Consider the following 17,275-nt stretch of genomic DNA (forward strand, 5'->3'; position numbering starts at 1 on the left):
AGTCGATCACACGCGCCAGTCGTGAGATCGCCGCTGCGCCGCGCGAGGGACGAACGGCAGGACGAAGCTCCCATCGTCGCCGTCCTCTCCGGCCCGCCACCCGCGATCGTCGAACATCGTGTTGAGCGTGGCCACGTCCCCCTCGGCGCTGATCACGTGACCACCGAGCGGGCCAGCGGTTTCGGCTCAGTCAGCCGCCACCGTTCTCGTTTCACCCAGGTCGAGGAGCATGACGTCGTGCAGGGCGGCCCCGTCCCAAGGGTGGGCTTCGCCGACCTTCCGGTAGCCCCACGAGTGGTAGGCCGCCTGGGCCGCCGGCACGTCGGGTCGGGCGTTGAGCAGCACCCGCTCCTCGGTCGCGCTGCTGAGGACGGTGTCGTGCAAGCGACGGGCTACGCCTCGGCACCGCCAGGGCGCGCGGACCGCCAGTTCGATGAGGCCGAACGTGCGGCTGCCGTCCTCGCGGCGCAGTTCTTCCGGAACGGGGGTGGTCAGTCGGCCCCACCAGCCGGTGGTGGCGCTGAGCGGATAGCCGTAGGCGATACCGACCGGCTCGCCACCACCGGCGCTGGCGAGCGCGGCGCGGAACGTCGCCTTGCGGCACTGCGAGCGGAACCGGCGTGCGTTGGCTGCCACGTCGGCCGAGGTCTTGAGATAGGGCGGCTCGGCGAACGCCTCGGCGTACACCAGCGTGAAAGCGTCCTCGACCGCCGCCGCACCTGGGCCGTCCAGCGCGTCGACACGGACGACGGAGCTCATGAGGCGTCTCGCAGTGTGTCGCGGATCCGGTCCACCGGCCCGCGGGCGACCGCCGCCCCCGTGCCGGTGGCGGCGCCTGCGAAGTCGTGCAGCCGCCGGCGCAGCCGGTGGCTCGACACCCGGCCGCAGGCGTCGAGCACGCCCGTCACCTCGGCACACGCCTCTTCGACCGCGCCGGCGTCAAGCAGCGTCTGGGCCAGCCGAGTTCGGTACCAGGCGGTGTTACGGGTGTATCCACCGCCGATGCCGTCGACCGTGGCACGCAGGAACGGCAGTGCCCTTCGGGGTTGGCCCGCTCGCCGGTGCCATGCGGCGGTGGCGTAGTCGATCTCGACCTGGCCCGCGAACCTCGCCCATCGCGGGGCGTCCCGGTCGCCGTCCATACGTGCCTGGAAGGCCATCGCGCGGCTCAGTGCCCGACGGGCGGTCGTCAACTCCCCCACGTGGTTCGCCGCGTTCGCCTCCCGTAGCGCGATGACCAGATGCACGGTGGCCCCCGCACCGGCAGTACGGGCCAGGCTGTAGGCCCGCTCGACCGCCGAACGCGCCTCCCAGCCGCGGCCGGCCTCGGCCGCGATCAGTGCCAGGGAGTTGAGCGCCCGCACCTGAAGAAGCGGGCTGTCGACGAGTTGGGCGGCGGTCATGGCCTCCGCACACGCCGCGCGCGCCTGCTCGAGCCGACGCCCATACCCACCGTCGTAGGCGAACCAGGCGCGATGGCAGGCGAGTTCGCAGGCCATGACCTGGAGGGCGTGGCTGACCTGGCCGGTGCACGCCCCCGCGGTGAGGGCGTGGGAGACCTTCCGCCGCAACTCCCGGGCACGGGCCTGAGCCGGAATGCCGCCTTGGCGGTGATCGACCTCGTAGAGCTCGGCGAGAATGGCCCGCAGCCGACGTACGTCAGCCATGCCGATCCGGCCGACAGGCATGTCGGTGAGGAGTGCCCCGACGGCCATGCCACCAGAGCCGGCGACGAAATCCCGGCGCTTCACCTCTTCATCATGGCCGACGCAGAGCGCGCGGCACCGCCGATGGGTGGGAACGATGAAGCCCATCTCCGCTAGCGGAACCCCGAAGATCGCCTCCAAGACGGCCTGTTGTGCCGGATGCGGCAACGGAGGCGGCGCTTCACGTTCCCATCTCCGCAGCTGCCGCACCGTCAGCGTCGCGCTGATGCCCAACCGCGCGGCCTCCCGGGCGAACTCCACGACGAACGATCTCTGGGTGTGGCCAGCGGCACGCCGCAGTGCCGCCAATCTGTTGGGTCCCGTCATGGCGATCAGCCTCCCGTCCAGAGCCGGAGCGATCACGGTAACCGAACCGCGCGAGCGCGGTAGGTGAGGAAAGTCCGCCCAGATGTCCGCCTCATGTGGACCTGTCGCGTCAGTGGACGCGCTGGACTTGATCCGGGAGGCCCACCACACGGTCGATCGGAGGACGGGCGATGCGATCAAACTCGACACCGACCACACAGGACAGACGCGACGCACCTGCCACGTGCGAGGGCCGGCACCCCCGGTTCGGTATCGAGGCGGCGACGTGAGCCAGAACCCCCTGCTGCGTTGGGGGGTCCACGAGCTCGCCGGCGAACGCGTCGTCGACCAAGCCGGCCGCGTTGGCACCTTGGGCGGCGTCCTGGAACACACCGATCGAGCCACCGGCAACCTGCTCCGGCGCGAAGCACACCTTCGGCCGGTGGACGGCAGCGGTTGGGAATGGGTCACGGATGCCGACACCCTTCGCCGCGCATGAACGACGGTGAGCGACGAGAGCTCCCCGCGGTAGGCGCCACCGTCCGCGACAAGCGACTGAACACCATCGGACGGGTCGTGACGCACACCTGCGGCGAATTGCGGCTGCGCTCGATGGACGGTGACCGCGAGTGGGCGGCCTGCCCCGAAGACGCTGAGCCCGTCCGCCTGAGTGAGGCACTGGGGTCGCTGGTGGCCGAGGCGAACCGACGATCCGCTCGCCCCAGGTGAGCTCGTCCACCTGTTCATGATGTCCGTTCCGGGCGGATGGATGTGGCCGTCCCCGCCCGGAACGGCTGCACCACCGGCGTGGGGCAACAAGGCCCCGTGCCTCGGGATGAGAGGAACGGTAACCGACATGGCAGCGGATCCGGGAGACGACGAACCGACCGAGGGCGGGCAGTCCGGCGGCTGCGGAGACGGCGACGGCTGTGGACGCCAGTAACCCGCACGACGGCGGGCTCCCAGAAGGGGGCCCGCCCCGGCCGCACTTCCACGCCTACCGCTGGGCCGGGGATCGCCGCACCTACGACCAGGAAGGCCCCCGCCGGCCCGAATCCCCGGGCTTCGCCACCAACTCCTGCACCCCCGTGCGCATCAGCGACTGGCTGCTGCGACCGGCTACCGCCATCGCCGCCACCTTCCACGAAGTCGACGAGGCCGTCGCATGGTTCGAGGAACAGATGACCCGCGCCGCGCCAGGCTTCGCCAGCCCACAGGAGCGGGAGCGGGCACGGCTCGCGGCGAAGATCGCCCACGTACACGACACTCTCCACCGGGGAGGCGACACACACGCCGCTTGGTATATCCAAGCAACCGGCTACACCACCCTCGACCTCGTCACCTGCTCGCCGAACAGGGGCAACCCCGGCCTGCCCTGCCCGATCCTGTGACGAAAGGTACGCGACACGCCGGTCGGAGCGTGCACAACGTCACAGGAGACGCCCGAGTCAAGGAGACGCCGGCCGGACTCAACTCCCCTGTCCCGTTGTCACCGACACGCAGCTCGGTGCGGGCAGGGTGGCGGCCGGGGAGGTGATCTGGCTGCCGGTCAAGCAGAACCGGCGGCCGTCCCGTTCTGGGCCGCGCGTCAGCCCGAGGAGACGGCCTCGTGGTCGGGGCCAGATCGCCAGCGGTGCCAGCGGCGCAGCCCGACGACGGCCGCCAGCAGCGCGGCCAGCGAGCTGAGCACGAAGAAGCCGCGGGTGCCCCAGGAGATCACCCGGTCGAGCGACTCGGCGGCCAGATAGCCGGCGACCGCCTCGCCCGAGGCCCAGAGCACGGCGGCCAGCACGCTGTAGGGCGCCATCCGGCGGTAGGGCAGCCCGCCCGCGCCCACCAGATAGGGCGAGACGGTGCGGGCCACGGGGATGAACCGGCAGATGAACACGGCCTGCGCGCCCCGGCGTTCGGTGAGCCGCCTGGCCCGGCGCCAGGCCGGCTCGGGGATGCGGCGGCCCACCCGGCCGGTGTAGAGGCGGTCGCCGAGCGAGCGCCCGGTGCGGTGGCCGAGCGCGTCGCCGCCGACCACCGCGCACACCGCGACCAGGATCACGACGAACAGGTTCAGGGTGTCGGCGCGGGACAGCGCGCCGGCGGTCAGCATGGTGGTGAGCGTCGGCACGAACGCGCCGATCAGCAGCACCGACTCGGCGAACACGATCGCCGCGAGCAGCGCGTAGGCCGGTAACGGAGGCACGTCGCCGAGCAGGTCGGCCAGGCCGTTCACCCCTCCACCGGGGGCGAGTCGAGCCGCCAGACGCGGGCCGGCGGCAGGTTGGCCCAGACGGTGGTGAACCGGGCGGCGTGCCTGGCCTGGTAGCCGGCCAGCACCTCCTCCACGGCCCGGTGCCTGGCGGTCTCGGTGCGGGAGGAGACGGCGGCGCGCAGCGTGCGCGTGCCTGTGTAGGCGAAGTAGGTCAGCGCACCGCCGGGGTGCAGCAGTTCCAGGTAACGGCTCATGATGTCGTCCACCTGCTCGGGCCGGAAGTTGGTGAACGGCAGACCCGAGACGATCACGTCGTAGCTGCGGCCCGTGTCGAGTTGCTCCACCAGCGTGTGGTGCACCTGGACCCGGTCGGCCTCCCCGGCCGTCAACTCCCGCAACTTCGCGACGAATCGGGCGTTCGCCTCCACCACGTCAAGCCTACTGCCGGCGCCGAGTAACGGCATCAGCTCCCGGGTGACAGGACCGGTGCCGGCCCCCACCTCCAGCACGTTCCAGGCGCCGGGGCCGCGCTCGCGGAGCGGCGCCGCCAGCGCGGCCGCCAGCCGGCGGCCGCTCGGGGCTATCGCCCCGGTGGTGCGGAAGCCACGCAGTGCCTCGGCGAGGAACAGGGTGGTGCCGCCGTTGCGGGAGGGGGAGGTCGCCATGGGGTCGACGCTAGGAAGTGCGACCCGCGTGCGGATCGGTCGAAGTGCGACCCCCGCCCCCTACGAAAGTCGGGGGTGCCGGCCGGGCGCCAGCGCCTACCATCGCCGGGTGGGGATGAGGCGAGCGTCCGAGTGGCCGTGGTGGGTCGAGGCCATGGTGGTGGCCGTCGTCGCCACGGTCTCGGTGTCGGACGCCAGCGTCGCGGCCGGCGGCGGGAGCGCCGCCGTCGGGTCGATGACCGTGTCCTTCGTCACGTCCACGGTGTTGCCGCTGCGGCACCGCTGGCCGGTACCGGTCACCGCGGTGGCCGTGGTCGCCGCCGGCGGCTGGGGCACGATGCTGCCGCTGCTGCTGCTGACGTTCCACCTGGCCACGCACGGCCGGGTCAGGCAGGCGGTCGGCGCCGGCGGCGTGGCGCTCGTCGTCAACGCGCTGACGCAGCCCGCGCTCAGCCTGTGGACGCCCCGGGCGTACGGGCCGTGCGCGCTGTTCTGCGTGGCGCTGGCGCTCGGCCTCTGGGCAGGCAGCAGCCGCCGGCTGGCCGACGCGCTGGCCAGCCAGGTCGAACACCTGCACAGGGAGCGGGAGTTGCGGGAGAGCGCGGCGCGGATCTCCGAGCGCACGGCGATCGCCGCCGAGATGCACGACGTGTTGGCCCACCGGCTGAGCCTGATCGCGCTGCACAGCGGGGTGCTTGCCACCCGCGCCGAGCAGCTGCCGGCGCCGGTGGCTGACCGGATCCGGCTGCTGCGCGCCGCCTCGACGGACGCGCTCGGCGACCTGCGGGACGTGCTCGGCGCATTGCGCACCAGGGACGACGACCGGCCGGGTTCACTGGCACCAGCGCTGCGGGAGGTGGGCGAGCTGATCGACGAGGCCAGAGAGGCCGGGCAGGAGATCGAGGCCCAGATCGACGGGCCGGCCGAGCAGGCACCGGCCGCGCACCGGCTCGCGGTCTACCGGCTGGTCCAGGAGGCGGTGACCAACGCGCGGAAGCACGCGCCGCGGGCCCCGGTGCGGGTGCGGGTGCGGTACGGCACCGCGGCCACCAGGGCCGAGGTCACCAACAGCGCGCCGGCCGGCGGCGCCGCGGCGGCCGCCGTGCCCTCCGGCTACGGCCTGGTGGGGTTGCGGGAGCGGGTGCGGGCGCTGGGCGGCGCGCTGGACGCGGGGCCGACCGGCGGCGGTGCCTGGCGGGTCGCCGCGCACATCCCGGTGCAGCCGGCCGCCGAACAGCACCCGGCCCTTGGCGGCCACGGCAGGTCGGCGGAGTGCCGGGTGACCGGCGGCCGGGCGGCCGCGGTGGAGGCCAGGCGCGACCAGAACGGCGCCCGCTCGTGATCCGCACGATGATCGTCGACGACGACGCGCTCGTCAGGCTCGGCCTCGCCGACCTGCTGGACGCCGACCCGGGCGTCACGCTGGTGGCCCAGGCGGCCGATGGGCTACAGGCCGTGGAGCAGGCCATCGCGCACCGCGTCGACGTGGCGCTGGTGGACGTGCGGATGCCCAGAATGGACGGCATCGCGGCCACCGCGAGGCTGCGCGCCCTGCCGCACCCGCCGCGGGTGATCACGCTGACCACGTTCGACCTGGACGAGTACGTGTACAACGCGCTGGCCGCCGGCGCCGACGGCTTCCTGCTCAAGGACAGCGATCCGGCGGACATCCTGCGGGCCGTGCACCTGGTGGCGGCCGGCTCGGCGATGCTGCACCCGACCGCCGCGCGGCGGCTGATCGACCGCTACCACCACACGGCCCACCCACAGGCAACGGCGGCGCGGGCGCGGATCGACCGGCTGACCCCGCGGGAGCGCGAGGTGCTCTCGCTGCTGGCGGGCGGCGCGACCAACGCGGACATCGCGGCCGGGCTCGGGATGCGGGAGAGCACCGTCAAGGCGCACGTCAGCCGGATCCTGATCGGCCTCGGCGTCAGCAACCGGGTGCAGGCGGCGCTGCTGGCGAGGGACGCCGGGCTGCCGCCTGGCCAGCGGCCCGGCCGGCCCTGAGCTGTAGCGCCAGCGCCCCGGCCGCGGTGGCCGCGGCGATCAGCGTCGCCGCGGTGAGCGGCAGCACGCCGACGGCGAGCGAGCCGAGGCCGAAGCCGGTGCCCTGGACGACGAAGCCGATGGCGAAGCCCTCGGCCCGCCGCCCGGCCGGCAGCAGCTCCTGGAGCCGCACCGAGACCACGGTGAGCAGCGGCCCCGTGACGACGCCGACCAGCACCACCGCGGCCAGCAGCCCGGCCCAGCCGAGCGGGCGGGCCAGCAGCAGCGAACCGGCGACGAAGCAGGCCAGGAACGCGGGCGCGGCGGCGGGCGTCGGCCGGCCGCGCCAGGCGAACAGCGCGCCGCCGACGATGCTGGCACCGCACAGCACGGCGATCACGACGGCCGCGCCGGTGCCGCCGGCGCCCAGCCGCTGGGCGTAGGCGAGCGGCGCCACCTCGACCGTGGAGAGCACGTGGCCGACGGCGAACTGGCAGCCGAACCAGCGGACGGCGGCGCGCAGCGGCAGCGGCTCCTCGGTGGACGCCGCCGCCTCGGCGGTGGCGGTGACGACCGGGGCGCGGCGCGGCAGCGCGGCCATCAGGGCGGCGGAGCCGGCGCAGGCGGCGGCCATCGCGAGGACGGGGGCGAGCTCGTCGAGCGTGGCGAGGGCGGCGACCAGCAGCGGGCCGGCGATCAGCACCGCGTCCACCAGCATGGCGTCGACGGCGACGGCCCTTGGCAGGGTGGCGTCGTCGACGGTGCGGGCGAGCAGCGAGCGGAAGCCGCCGGACAGGCCGCCGGCGATGGCGCCCGGCACGGCGACCAGGGTCAGCAGCACGGCGCGCGGCGCGCCGGCCGCCGCGGCGCCGGTCAGGGCGGCGAGGCCGAGGGCGGCGCAGCCGGCCAGCGCCACCACGCCGCGGGCCGCGCCGACCCGGTCGAGGAGCCGGCCGGAGGGGACGGCGCCCGCCGTCTGGGCCACCACGAAGACGGCCATCATCACCGCGCCGAGGCGGTACGAGCCGGTGGTGGCCAGGGTCAGGGTGGTGAAGGCGAGCGGCGCCATGGCGGTGGCGAGCCGCCCGGACTGGACGCCGGCCGACCAGTGCCAGTAGCCAGCGTTGCGGAGCAGGGGGCGGGGAGCGGTGGCGGTCGTCATGGACGGCACCCTCCGGCTCCTGGCACCCGGTGCGACACTGATTCGGCCACCGCCGAATCCAACGACCCACCGGGAGGGAGGCGCCGCGGTGATCGAGCTGGAGCTGAGCACCGTCGCCGCTATGGGGGCACCTCCCAGCGCCAGCTGGGGGAGGGTGCGGTTCGCCGTCTCCCCGCTCGACGAGACGATGTCGGCGGTCCAGGTGGCTCTCGGCCTGCGCCACCACCCCGTCTACCGGGGCTGGCTCGCCGAGGTGGCGGCCGTGGCGCGCGAGCTGCCGATCGCCGAGCTCGGCCGGGTGCTGGGCGCGGCCAGCTACCTCACCGACTTCCTGGCCCCGCCGCCCGAGGGGCCGGAGACCACCGCCGAGGCGCAGCTGGCCGCCGTGCGCGCCACCCCGGCGGACCGGGTCGCCGCCGAGCTGGCCAGGGTGGACGCCGACCTGAGCGGCCTGCCGGCCGACCCGGCCGCGGCGCGCGACCTGCTCGCCGACCAGATGGAGGTGGCCTGGGAGCGGCTGGTCGCCCCGCACTGGGCGCGGGTGCGCGACGCGTTGGCCGCCGATATCGCGTTCCGGGCGCACCAGTCGGCGCGGGGCGGCCTGGCGGCGGCCGTGGCCGACCTGCACGAGCGGGTTCGGCTGGTCGGCGACACGCTGGTGGTCAGGAGTTCGACCCGGGCGCGGGCATCACTCGACGAGCGAGGGCTGCTGCTGGTGCCGAGCGCCTTCGCCTGGCCACGGATCGGGGTGATCATGACGCCGCCCTGGCAGCCGGCGCTGCTCTACCCGGCGCGCGGGGTCGGCGAACTCTGGCCGGTGGCGGCGGGCGCGGCGCCGGCTGCCGGGGACCGGCTGGCCGCCGTGCTGGGGCGTGCCAGGGCGCGGCTGTTGCTGGCGCTCGCCGAGCCGGCGTCCACCACGGCCCTGGCCCGCCGGCTCGGCCTGTCGCCGGGCACGGTGTCGGAACACCTGACCGCGCTGCGGGACGTGGGGCTGCTCGCCACCCGCCGCTCGGGGCGCGCGGTCCTCTACCACCGGACGCCACTCGGCGACGCGCTGGCCGAGGCCGGCTGACCCCGCCTGAACCTACTGAACCCGGCTGAACCCGGAAACGCGGAAACGCGGAAACGCGGAAACGCGGAAACGCGGAAACGCGGAAACGAGGTCCGGCCGTACCCCCCGGTCGACCGGACCCCGCTTCTCCCCCGTGTCCCCCCGCTGTTTCCCCCGTTCCCCCCTCTTTCCCCGTGTCCCCCCACCGGTGTCCCCCACCGGTTTCCCCCGACTCGGCCTCCCCCGGCCGAGCTTCCGGGCCCCCCGGCCCGGTCGTTCAGGCGACCAGCTCGCCGAAGCACCTCTCCTGGTCCTCGCCGCGGCTCAGCGCCTCGTCGTCGCGCAGCCGGCGCAGCGTGCGCCAGATGCTGCTCTTCACGGTGCCGACGCTGATGTTCAGCGTGTCGGCGATCTCGGGGTCGGTGCGACCCTCGTAGTAGCGGAGCACCAGCATCGTGCGCTGCTGCTCGGGCAGTCGTGCCAGCGCCTGCCAGAGCACGGTGCGCAGCTCGGTGCCGCGCATCGTGTCCTGCTCCCCGGGCGCCTCGGGCAGTTCCTCGGTCGGGTACTCGTTGAGCTTCCGCCGACGCCATGCACTGATGTGCAGGTTCGTCATGGTTCGCCGTAGATATCCACCAACGGCCGCTTTGTCGCTGATCCGATCCCAGGCGCGGTACGTGGAGAGCAGCGCGCTCTGCAACAGATCCTCGGCCTCGTGACGGTCACCGGTCAGGTGGTAGGCCGTCGCGTACAGGGACGCGCGGCGCTCTCGCACGTAGGCGGTGAACTCCGCCTCCGTAGCCCCCTCGCGCCGCGCGGCCCTGCCGCGACCGCCCATCCCCCGGGGGAAATCCCCCTCAGCGACCACCGCGGTGAGGTGCGCCGGTCGCTGCTGACGCCCGATGCCGCGTCGACCCCCAAGCCTGTTCGCGGCACCGGACTTCTCCCCACACCGGACGGGAACCACAGCGGCGGAAGCGCGCGTCCCACTCACCGTCGTTTCGGTGACGCCGTGCGTTGCGCTCATCTCCGCTCCCCCTCGTCTGTCCGTCCTGCTCGTCTTTCCTGGGGAATACAGTGCCGGGCCAGTTTCATCAGGGGGTCCCCCAACTGTCACAGCGGTGTCACAGGGAGCGCGCATAGGACGAGCATCCAAACAGGAAATAATCGGCCGGGCATAGCGGGCAGTCGAACTCCCGCTGGTCCATACGACACAATGTGCCGGTGGCTTTCCTGTTGCTGATCGAGGACGACGAGGCGGTGCGCACGGCCCTGGAGATGAGTCTGACTCGTCAGGGGCACCGTGTGGTGGCCGCCGCGACGGGTGAGGACGGCCTGAAGCTTCTGCGCGAACAGCGGCCGGATCTCATCGTGTTGGACGTGAACCTGCCGGGTATCGACGGCTTCGAGGTGTGTCGGCGCATCCGCCGCACCGACCAGCTGCCGATCATCCTGCTGACGGCGCGCAGCGACGACATCGACGTGGTGGTGGGCCTGGAGTCCGGCGCCGACGACTATGTGGTCAAACCCGTCCAGGGCCGGGTGCTCGACGCCCGCATCCGCGCGGTGATGCGGCGCGGCGAACGCGAGGCCAACGACTCGGCGACCTTCGGGTCGATCGTCATCGACCGGGCGGCCATGACGGTCACCAAGAACGGCGAGGACCTCCAGCTCACCCCCACCGAGCTGCGCCTGCTGCTCGAACTGAGCCGCCGTCCAGGCCAGGCGCTCTCCAGACAGCAGCTGCTCAGGCTGGTCTGGGAGCACGACTACCTGGGCGACTCCCGCCTGGTGGACGCCTGTGTGCAGCGGCTCCGCGCCAAGGTGGAGGACGTCCCCTCGTCGCCCAAGCTGATCCGCACCGTGCGCGGCGTGGGATACCGGCTGGACGCTCCTTCGTGAGGGATCGGGTGAGCGGCTGGTCACGCCGGCTCCGGAGGCTGCCCAGCCTGCGGCTGCGCCTGGTCACGGTGTTCGCGCTGGTGGCCCTCGGGGCGGCGGTCTCCGTCTCGGGCATCGCCTACTGGCTCACCCGGGACGCGGTGCTCACCCGGGCACAGAACGCCGCGCTCAAGGACTTCCGCAAGTCGCTCAGCGACACCGCGGGTGCGCTGCCGGAGAACGCCACCTGCGACGACCTGCGCGGCATGGCGGCGGCCGTGGCGAACACCACGATCAACTACCAGGTGGTGCTGGTCGACGACCGGAGCACCGGGCCGATATGCGAGGTCGAGTCCGACCCGCTCGCCTTCAAGCTGGCCACGGTGCCGCGCTCGCTGATCGACGCCGTCCACGAGCGGCGGGACGACGACACCCCGGACGCGCCCTACCACCTCTACTGGCAGCGCGTCTCCCACGACGGCGACCCCTTCCTGATCGCCGGCACCCGGGTCCTGGAGGACGGCCCGACCGCCTACATGCTCACCTCGCTCGCCCCGGAGCGCGACGACCTCGACTCGCTCGCCTGGTCGCTCGGCACCGCCACCGCGCTCGCCGTCATCGGCTCCGTGCTGCTGGCGCAGGCCGCCGCCACCACGGTGCTGCGGCCGGTGCAGCGGCTGAGCGACGCCGCCCAACGGCTCGGCGAGGGCCGGCTCGACACCCGCCTCGAGGTGCGCGGCGCCGACGAACTCGCCCATCTCACCCGCACGTTCAACAGCGCCGCGGAGTCCCTCGAACGGCAGGTGCAGGACCTCAGCAACCGGGAGTCGGCCAGCCGCAGGTTCGTCGCCGACATGTCGCACGAGCTGCGCACGCCGATGACCGCGATCACCGCCATGACCGAGGTGCTCGAGGAGGAGGTCGACAACCTCGACCCCATGATCGCGCCGGCCGTGCAGCTGGTGGTCAGCGAGACGAGGCGCCTCAACGACCTGGTCGAGAACCTGATGGAGGTCACCCGCTTCGACGCCCGCACCGCCCGGATGGTGCTGGACGACGTCGACATCGCGGACCAGGTGACCGCCTGCATCGACGCCCGCGCCTGGCTGGACGCCGTCGAGGTGGCGGCGCCGCGCGGCATCATCGCCCGCATCGACCCGCGGCGGCTCGACGTGATCCTCGCCAACCTCATCGGCAACGCGCTCAAGCACGGCGGCTCGCCGGTCCGGGTCACCGTCACCGAGGAGTCGGCGGACGGTCCTGACGGAGAGGTCTACGTCGTCTTCGAGATCGCGGACCGCGGCCCCGGCATCCCGGAGGACGTCCTCCCCCACGTCTTCGACCGCTTCTACAAGGCGAGCGCCTCCCGGCCCCGCTCCGACGGCAGCGGCCTCGGCCTGTCCATCGCCCTGGAGAACGCCCACCTGCACGGCGGCGAGATCAGCGCGCGGAACGCCGCCGAGGGCGGCGCCGTGTTCACGCTGCGGCTGCCGCGCGAGGCCAGGTCGGACGACGAGAGCGACGCCGAAGACCCCGCGGCGGGCGCCGCCCCGGCCGGGCGCACGCCTGCCCCGCGGTCGGCCGCCGAACCGCCGGCGGCCGCGTCGACCAGCGGCGGCGACGGGGAGGAGCTCAGGTGACGGCCGGCACCAGGCCGGCGGGGCGGTTCCCGCGGCGGCCCCTCAGGACGGCCGTGACCTTGGCCACCCTGCTCGGCACGCTGCTCACGACCGGCGGCTGCGGCATCCGCGCGACCGACGTGCCGGTGGACGCCGGCCCGGCCCCCACCCGCACCACGTGCGACGCGCCCGCCGAGGAGGGCCCGGCCGAGCTGCGCACCGACGTCTACCTGGTCTGCGGCTCCCGGGTGAACCCGGTGCAGCGCAACATCGAGCTGCTCGCCGACACCTCGGACCGGGTCCAGGTGGCCAAGGCACTGCTCGCCGAGCTCCAGACCGAACCTGGCCGGGAGGAGCGGGCCGCCGGCTTCGCCAGCGAGGTGCCGTCCGACCTCGCGGTGACCGGGCCGGCCGCGAACGACCCGGCGGAGGCGCTGCGGCTCAACAAGCGGCCGAGCGACCTACCGGCCGCCGCCCTCGGACAGCTGGTCTGCACCTTCGCGCACAGCGCCGAACTCGGCGACGGCAGCACGGTGATGCTCGGCGGCCCGCTCGACTCGCCACACGGCGGGGAGCCCAAGCGGTACCGGTGCTCCACGGCGATGTGGGGCGGCGTCCCGGGACTCGACCCGCCGGTGGCCTCGATCGACTGACGCCCGGGCCGACCCGGACCGCGCGGCCATACGACACACGTCACATCGGGTGCGCGGAACCGGGTCCCGGGTGATCGCGTCATGCTCTGCGTGCAGCAACGTCCCGCGGGCTCGTCCGGGCCCCGCGTCAGCCCACGCGTCCGGATGACGGCCCTTGCCCTCCTCACCCTCTACCTTGCGCTGACGGCCTATCTGTCGCTGCGGCCGCTCGCCGTGCTCTGGGTCTCGCCCGCCAACGTCGAGCCGCTGGCCACCATCCGCGCCCTGCTGCGGCGCGGTCCCGAGGAGGCCGTCCCCGCCATCTCGGCCGGGATGCTGCGCCTGGCCCCGCTCGGCGCGCTGCTGCCGCTGCTCGGCCACCGGCTCGGCGGCACCCGCCTCGGCTCGCTCTGCCGCACCGTCTTCGCCGGCGCGATGATCGCGCTGGCCATCGAGATCTGCCAGTCGCTGGTGCCGAGCAGGACCGCCGACGTGGACACGGTGATCCTCAACGCGCTGGGCATCGCCGTCGCCCACCAGCTGTGCTACGGCCCGCTGCGCCGCCGGCTGCTCCGCGGCCCCGACGTGCCGGCGCCCGGCGCCCGGCAGGAGCCGCGTCCGGCGCGGCCGGACACCACCTGGACCCCGCGTCGGGCGCGCGCCGAGCACGAACTCGCGGTGGTCTCCTCCCACGCCTGACCGCGCTGGCGGCTCAGAGGAGGTTGGTGCTGCCCAGCAGGTTGCCGGCCGGACCGAGCACCTGTCCCGCGTCGCCGAGGTCGACCGAGTTCGGGTCGCCGAGGGGCACGCCGCCGAGCAGGCCAGAGACCGAGTCCAGGGTGTCGTCCGAGCTGGTGGTGTGGGAGAGGGTGTCGCTGGCCAGCGGCAGGGCCTCGGAACCGTTGCCGAGCAGCTGCGTCCCGGTCTCGACCACGTTGCCCGCGCCGTCCGGCAGCATGTCGGTGGCGCTGTCGGCGGGCAGGGTGCGCACCACGTCGCCTGCGGTCGACTGGAGGGTCTCCAGGTTGGCGGCGGTGGCGGCACCGGCGGCGGTGGCGGCGATGGCGGCACCGAGCGCGGCGGCGCCCAGGGTCTTCACGGTTGACTGCTTCATATGCGATCTCGTCCTTGAGTGGGGTTGCGGTGGTTCCAGCGGCGAGGTGAAGGTAGCCATTGCGACGCCGCTCCCGCAATGAATCGAAATGCGCGCCGCTACCCGTAACCCGGCCGGCCCCACATGTCGTACCGGGCGCCGCCGAATTCCGCCCACCCGCACGTCGCAGCAGGTCAGGACGGCGGGCCGGCCGAGTTGGAGAACACCCATTCGGAACGCAGCGCCGCGTACCCCGGTTTGATCACGTCGTTGATCACGGCGAGACGTTCATCGAAAGGAATGAACGCGGACTTCATCGCATTGACCGTGAACCACTGGAGATCGTCCAACGTGTAACGGAATGTCCGGACCAGATGGGTGAATTCGAGGGTCATGCTGGTTGCGCTCATCAACCTGTTGTCGGTGTTCACCGTCGCCCGGAAGCGCAACCGGCGTAGCAGGCCGATGGGGTGCTCGGCGTAGGATGCGGCGGCCCCCGTCTGGAGGTTGGAGGTCGGGCAGAGCTCCAACGGGATCCGCTTGTCGCGCACGTAGGCCGCGAGCCGGCCCAGCTTGACCGAGCCGTCCTCGGCGACCTGGATGTCGTCGATGATCCGCACCCCGTGCCCGAGCCGGTCGGCGCCGCACCACTGGAGTGCCTGCCAGATGGAGGGCAGCCCGAACGCCTCGCCGGCGTGGATGGTGAAGTGGTTGTTCTCCCGCTTGAGGAACTCGAACGCGTCCAGGTGCCTGGTGGGCGGGAAGCCGGCCTCGGCGCCGGCGATGTCGAAGCCGACCACGCCCAGGTCCCGGTAGCGGTTGGCGAGTTCGGCGATCTCCAGCGCGCGGGCCGCGTGCCGCATGGCGGTCAGCAGCGCCCCGACCCGGATCCGGCGCCCCTCGGCGGCGGCCAGCCGTTCCCCTTCCCTGAAGCCCTCGTTGACGGCCTCGACCACCTCCTCCAGCGTGAGCCCGCCCGCCAGGTGCTGCTCGGGCGCGTACCGCACCTCGGCGTAGACGACGCCGTCCGCCGCCAGGTCCCGCACACACTCGGCGGCGACCCTGACCAGCGCCTCCCGGGTCTGCATCACGGCGCAGGTGTGGGCGAACGTCTCCAGGTACCTGACCAGCGACCCGGAGTCCGCGGCCTCCCTGAACCAGGACCGCAGCCGGTCGGGTTCGGTCTCCGGCAGCCGGTCGTACCCCTGCTCGGCCGCGAGTTCGACGATGGTGGCGGGCCGCAACCCACCGTCGAGATGGTCATGGAGCAGCACCTTCGGCGCACGCCTGATCTGCTCCTCGTCGGGCGGCGGACTCTGACTGAACGCTGTCTGCATGCCGAGAGCCTATGCGCGTAGACCCCGGACCGGTGTTACCCCCACCCACCCGCCCTTTGTTCCGCGCTCCGCGCGGAGGGGGGCGGCCCTCGGGGGCCGAAGGCGGCTGCGCCGCCCGGCCCCGCCTGGGGCGCGGCCCCGGCCCGCGGCGGCTTCGCCGCCGGGCCGGGTGCCCCGCGCTCCGCGCGGGGTTTGCCCCACCCTCCCCCAGCTAACGCTGGGAGGTGCCCCCACGAGCCCTTGGCTCCGCGCTTCGCGCGGAGCGGAGGGGGCCCCGGGGCCGAAGGCGGCTGCGCCGCCCGGCCCTTCGGGGCGCGGGCCCGGCCTTCGGCGGCTTCGCCGCCGGGCCTGCGGCCCGCTGCCGCGCAAGGCCACCGCCAAGGGCGGGTGGGTGGTCGCGGCACGGCCGCAGGCCGGACACGGCCGCAGGGGCCCAACGGCGGCGAAGCCGCCTCGTTGGGCCCCCGCGGGCCGCCGCCCGCGCGCGCAGCGCGCACCACCCCGCGCGAAGCGCGGCGAAAAGGGCGGGTGGGTGGGGAGAACCGGCGCGAAGCGCCAGGCCCGCGCCACGCCGCCGCGTCACCGCTCGTTGGCCGCCTGGCCGGAGGTCAGGCGGCCCCGGTGGCCAAGCAGGAAGCGTTTGAAGTCGGCGACCGGCCGCGTGTCGACGTGGCCGGCGAGCCAGGCGACGCCGATCTGGCGGGCGGCGCGCGGCGCGGTGACGGAGAGTTCGACGACGCCCGGCCTTGCCACGGTCGGCGGCGGCAGCAACGCGACGCCGAGCCCGGCCGCGACCAGGCCGCGCAGCGTCTCCGGTTCCTCGCCCTCGAAGGCGACCCGCGGCCGGAAGCCGGCCTTCTCGCACAGCTCGTCGGTCAACCTCCGCAGCCCGTAACCGGGTTCGAGCGTGACGAACGGCTCGTCCGCGGCCTCGGCGAGCCGCACCCGGCGTCGGCCGGCGAGCCGGTGGCCGGCCGGGACGACGAGGTGGAGCCGCTGCTCGTCGAGGCGTCGCGTCACCAGGTCGGGCGCCTCCGGCACCGGCGAGGTGAGGCAGAGGTCGAGCTCGCCGGCCCGCATCCGCTCGATCATGTCCTCGCCGTAGCTCTGGACGAGCGAGAAGCGGACCCGCGGGTGGTCCTCGCGGAACTCGCGGATCAGCGCGGGCACCGTCTCCGGGCCCATGGTGTGCAGGAAGCCGAACGCGACCTTGCCGGCGGCCGGGTCGGCGTCCGTCCGCACCGCCTCGGCGGCCCGCTCGACGTCGCCGAGCGCGCGCTCGACGGACCGCGCGAAGGCGCGCCCGGCGGGGGTCAGCGTCACGCGCCGCCCGTGGCGGGCGAGCAGCGTGACGCCGAGATCCGACTCCAGCCTGGCCATCGCCCGGCTGAGCGTGGACTGCGGGACGGCGAGACTCCGGGCCGCCTGCGTGACGTGTTCGTGTCTGGCGACGGCGGCGAACTGGGCGAGCCGTGGCGTGAGCAACGCGGCCCAGGAGTCCGGGGAGAGGTCGGCTCCGCCGGGTGTGACCGGTGTAACGCCGGTGTCGTTCTCGTTGCGCGAGGATGACATGCGCGCCCCTCACCTCTACTGATGCGCTGGTGGATCGATCTTCGCAGATTCGC

20 protein-coding genes are annotated in these 17,275 nt (G+C 73.7%); 10 read left to right on the forward strand and 10 right to left on the reverse strand.

Annotated elements, in window-relative coordinates:
* Positions 1-6: 6 nt before the first annotated feature.
* The 3 genes from ACYVPE_RS18745 to ACYVPE_RS18755 are packed head-to-tail and all read right to left on the reverse strand — an operon-like array spanning position 7 to position 1,967.
* Positions 7-156, reverse strand: coding sequence for a hypothetical protein (locus ACYVPE_RS18745; protein WP_461034777.1), 150 nt, complete (start codon positions 154-156; stop codon positions 7-9).
* Between the two features lie 30 nt (positions 157-186).
* Positions 187-759 carry a GNAT family N-acetyltransferase gene (locus tag ACYVPE_RS18750; protein WP_461034778.1) on the reverse strand — a complete coding sequence of 191 codons (573 nt, stop codon included), beginning with the start codon at positions 757-759 and terminating at the stop codon, positions 187-189.
* Positions 756-1,967 (reverse strand): hypothetical protein, encoded by a 1,212-nt coding sequence (locus ACYVPE_RS18755; RefSeq protein WP_461034779.1) that lies wholly within the window; start codon positions 1,965-1,967, stop codon positions 756-758. Before ACYVPE_RS18755 ends, ACYVPE_RS18750 begins: the two co-directional genes overlap by 4 nt.
* A gap of 331 nt (positions 1,968-2,298) precedes the next feature.
* Here ACYVPE_RS18755 and ACYVPE_RS18760 point away from each other — a divergent pair, with 331 nt between their 5' ends.
* The 3 genes from ACYVPE_RS18760 (at position 2,299) to ACYVPE_RS18770 (ending at position 3,403) form a co-directional block, all read left to right on the forward strand.
* A complete protein-coding gene (locus ACYVPE_RS18760) occupies positions 2,299-2,511 on the forward strand; it encodes a hypothetical protein (RefSeq protein ID WP_461034780.1) in 213 nt (70 codons plus the stop codon).
* A complete protein-coding gene (locus ACYVPE_RS18765) occupies positions 2,508-2,741 on the forward strand; it encodes a hypothetical protein (protein WP_461034781.1) in 234 nt (77 codons plus the stop codon). The genes ACYVPE_RS18760 and ACYVPE_RS18765 overlap by 4 nt, the downstream gene beginning before the upstream one ends.
* A gap of 200 nt (positions 2,742-2,941) precedes the next feature.
* A complete protein-coding gene (locus tag ACYVPE_RS18770; protein WP_461034782.1) occupies positions 2,942-3,403 on the forward strand; it encodes a hypothetical protein in 462 nt (153 codons plus the stop codon).
* Between the two features lie 197 nt (positions 3,404-3,600).
* On the opposite strand, the gene ACYVPE_RS18775 is transcribed toward ACYVPE_RS18770, so the two are convergent.
* Positions 3,601-4,239 (reverse strand): DedA family protein, encoded by a 639-nt coding sequence (locus ACYVPE_RS18775; RefSeq protein WP_461034783.1) that lies wholly within the window; start codon positions 4,237-4,239, stop codon positions 3,601-3,603.
* Entirely contained in the window at positions 4,236-4,883 is a 648-nt protein-coding gene (locus tag ACYVPE_RS18780; protein WP_461034784.1) for a class I SAM-dependent methyltransferase, read from the reverse strand. Before ACYVPE_RS18780 ends, ACYVPE_RS18775 begins: the two co-directional genes overlap by 4 nt.
* A 115-nt stretch (positions 4,884-4,998) precedes the next feature.
* Between ACYVPE_RS18780 and ACYVPE_RS18785 the strand changes: the two genes are divergently transcribed.
* Positions 4,999-6,225, forward strand: coding sequence for a sensor histidine kinase (locus ACYVPE_RS18785; protein ID WP_461034785.1), 1,227 nt, complete (start codon positions 4,999-5,001; stop codon positions 6,223-6,225).
* Positions 6,222-6,893 (forward strand): response regulator, encoded by a 672-nt coding sequence (locus ACYVPE_RS18790; protein WP_461034786.1) that lies wholly within the window; start codon positions 6,222-6,224, stop codon positions 6,891-6,893. Before ACYVPE_RS18785 ends, ACYVPE_RS18790 begins: the two co-directional genes overlap by 4 nt.
* Here ACYVPE_RS18790 and ACYVPE_RS18795 read toward each other — a convergent pair.
* Positions 6,817-8,034 (reverse strand): MFS transporter, encoded by a 1,218-nt coding sequence (locus ACYVPE_RS18795; protein ID WP_461034787.1) that lies wholly within the window; start codon positions 8,032-8,034, stop codon positions 6,817-6,819. The two genes, ACYVPE_RS18790 and ACYVPE_RS18795, sit on opposite strands and share 77 nt — an antisense overlap.
* Positions 8,035-8,122: 88 nt before the next feature.
* Here ACYVPE_RS18795 and ACYVPE_RS18800 point away from each other — a divergent pair, with 88 nt between their 5' ends.
* A complete protein-coding gene (locus ACYVPE_RS18800; protein WP_461034788.1) occupies positions 8,123-9,109 on the forward strand; it encodes a DUF5937 family protein in 987 nt (328 codons plus the stop codon).
* Positions 9,110-9,365: 256 nt separating this feature from the next.
* On the opposite strand, the gene ACYVPE_RS18805 is transcribed toward ACYVPE_RS18800, so the two are convergent.
* Positions 9,366-10,115 carry a SigE family RNA polymerase sigma factor gene (locus tag ACYVPE_RS18805; RefSeq protein ID WP_461034789.1) on the reverse strand — a complete coding sequence of 250 codons (750 nt, stop codon included), beginning with the start codon at positions 10,113-10,115 and terminating at the stop codon, positions 9,366-9,368.
* 197 nt (positions 10,116-10,312) lie between these two features.
* Here ACYVPE_RS18805 and ACYVPE_RS18810 point away from each other — a divergent pair, with 197 nt between their 5' ends.
* The 4 genes from ACYVPE_RS18810 (at position 10,313) to ACYVPE_RS18825 (ending at position 13,919) form a co-directional block, all read left to right on the forward strand.
* The gene (locus ACYVPE_RS18810) at positions 10,313-10,990 is read left to right on the forward strand and encodes a response regulator (RefSeq protein ID WP_461034790.1); all 678 of its coding nucleotides are present in this window, start codon (positions 10,313-10,315) and stop codon (positions 10,988-10,990) included.
* Complete coding sequence (locus ACYVPE_RS18815) at positions 10,987-12,609, forward strand: ATP-binding protein (protein WP_461034791.1); 1,623 nt, start codon at positions 10,987-10,989, stop codon at positions 12,607-12,609. The genes ACYVPE_RS18810 and ACYVPE_RS18815 overlap by 4 nt, the downstream gene beginning before the upstream one ends.
* 53 nt (positions 12,610-12,662) lie before the next feature.
* Positions 12,663-13,241, forward strand: a complete 579-nt coding sequence (locus tag ACYVPE_RS18820; RefSeq protein ID WP_461034792.1) for a hypothetical protein — start codon at positions 12,663-12,665, stop codon at positions 13,239-13,241.
* A 144-nt stretch (positions 13,242-13,385) separates the two neighbouring features.
* Positions 13,386-13,919 (forward strand): VanZ family protein, encoded by a 534-nt coding sequence (locus ACYVPE_RS18825; RefSeq protein ID WP_461034793.1) that lies wholly within the window; start codon positions 13,386-13,388, stop codon positions 13,917-13,919.
* A 13-nt stretch (positions 13,920-13,932) separates the two neighbouring features.
* Here ACYVPE_RS18825 and ACYVPE_RS18830 read toward each other — a convergent pair whose 3' ends face one another.
* From ACYVPE_RS18830 to ACYVPE_RS18840, 3 genes are all read right to left on the reverse strand, one after another.
* Positions 13,933-14,334 carry an ATP-binding protein gene (locus ACYVPE_RS18830; RefSeq protein ID WP_461034794.1) on the reverse strand — a complete coding sequence of 134 codons (402 nt, stop codon included), beginning with the start codon at positions 14,332-14,334 and terminating at the stop codon, positions 13,933-13,935.
* Positions 14,335-14,507: 173 nt separating this feature from the next.
* Positions 14,508-15,650, reverse strand: a complete 1,143-nt coding sequence (locus tag ACYVPE_RS18835; protein WP_461034795.1) for an adenosine deaminase — start codon at positions 15,648-15,650, stop codon at positions 14,508-14,510.
* 579 nt (positions 15,651-16,229) lie between these two features.
* On the reverse strand, positions 16,230-17,222 hold the full coding sequence (locus tag ACYVPE_RS18840; RefSeq protein ID WP_461034796.1) for a LysR family transcriptional regulator: 993 nt from the start codon (positions 17,220-17,222) through the stop codon (positions 16,230-16,232).
* Positions 17,223-17,275: the final 53 nt, after the last annotated feature.

Source organism: Streptomyces mayteni, from assembly GCF_054783955.1.

Coding starts and splice junctions, on each gene's coding strand:
- ACYVPE_RS18825 (WP_461034793.1), top strand. CDS start 13,386: ATGACGGCCCTTGCCCTCCTCACCCTCTACCTTGCGCTGACGGCCTAT.
- ACYVPE_RS18765 (WP_461034781.1), top strand. CDS start 2,508: ATGAACGACGGTGAGCGACGAGAGCTCCCCGCGGTAGGCGCCACCGTC.
- ACYVPE_RS18805 (WP_461034789.1), bottom strand. CDS start 10,115: ATGAGCGCAACGCACGGCGTCACCGAAACGACGGTGAGTGGGACGCGC.
- ACYVPE_RS18785 (WP_461034785.1), top strand. CDS start 4,999: ATGAGGCGAGCGTCCGAGTGGCCGTGGTGGGTCGAGGCCATGGTGGTG.
- ACYVPE_RS18840 (WP_461034796.1), bottom strand. CDS start 17,222: ATGTCATCCTCGCGCAACGAGAACGACACCGGCGTTACACCGGTCACA.
- ACYVPE_RS18780 (WP_461034784.1), bottom strand. CDS start 4,883: ATGGCGACCTCCCCCTCCCGCAACGGCGGCACCACCCTGTTCCTCGCC.
- ACYVPE_RS18835 (WP_461034795.1), bottom strand. CDS start 15,650: ATGCAGACAGCGTTCAGTCAGAGTCCGCCGCCCGACGAGGAGCAGATC.
- ACYVPE_RS18830 (WP_461034794.1), bottom strand. CDS start 14,334: ATGAAGCAGTCAACCGTGAAGACCCTGGGCGCCGCCGCGCTCGGTGCC.
- ACYVPE_RS18795 (WP_461034787.1), bottom strand. CDS start 8,034: ATGACGACCGCCACCGCTCCCCGCCCCCTGCTCCGCAACGCTGGCTAC.
- ACYVPE_RS18750 (WP_461034778.1), bottom strand. CDS start 759: ATGAGCTCCGTCGTCCGTGTCGACGCGCTGGACGGCCCAGGTGCGGCG.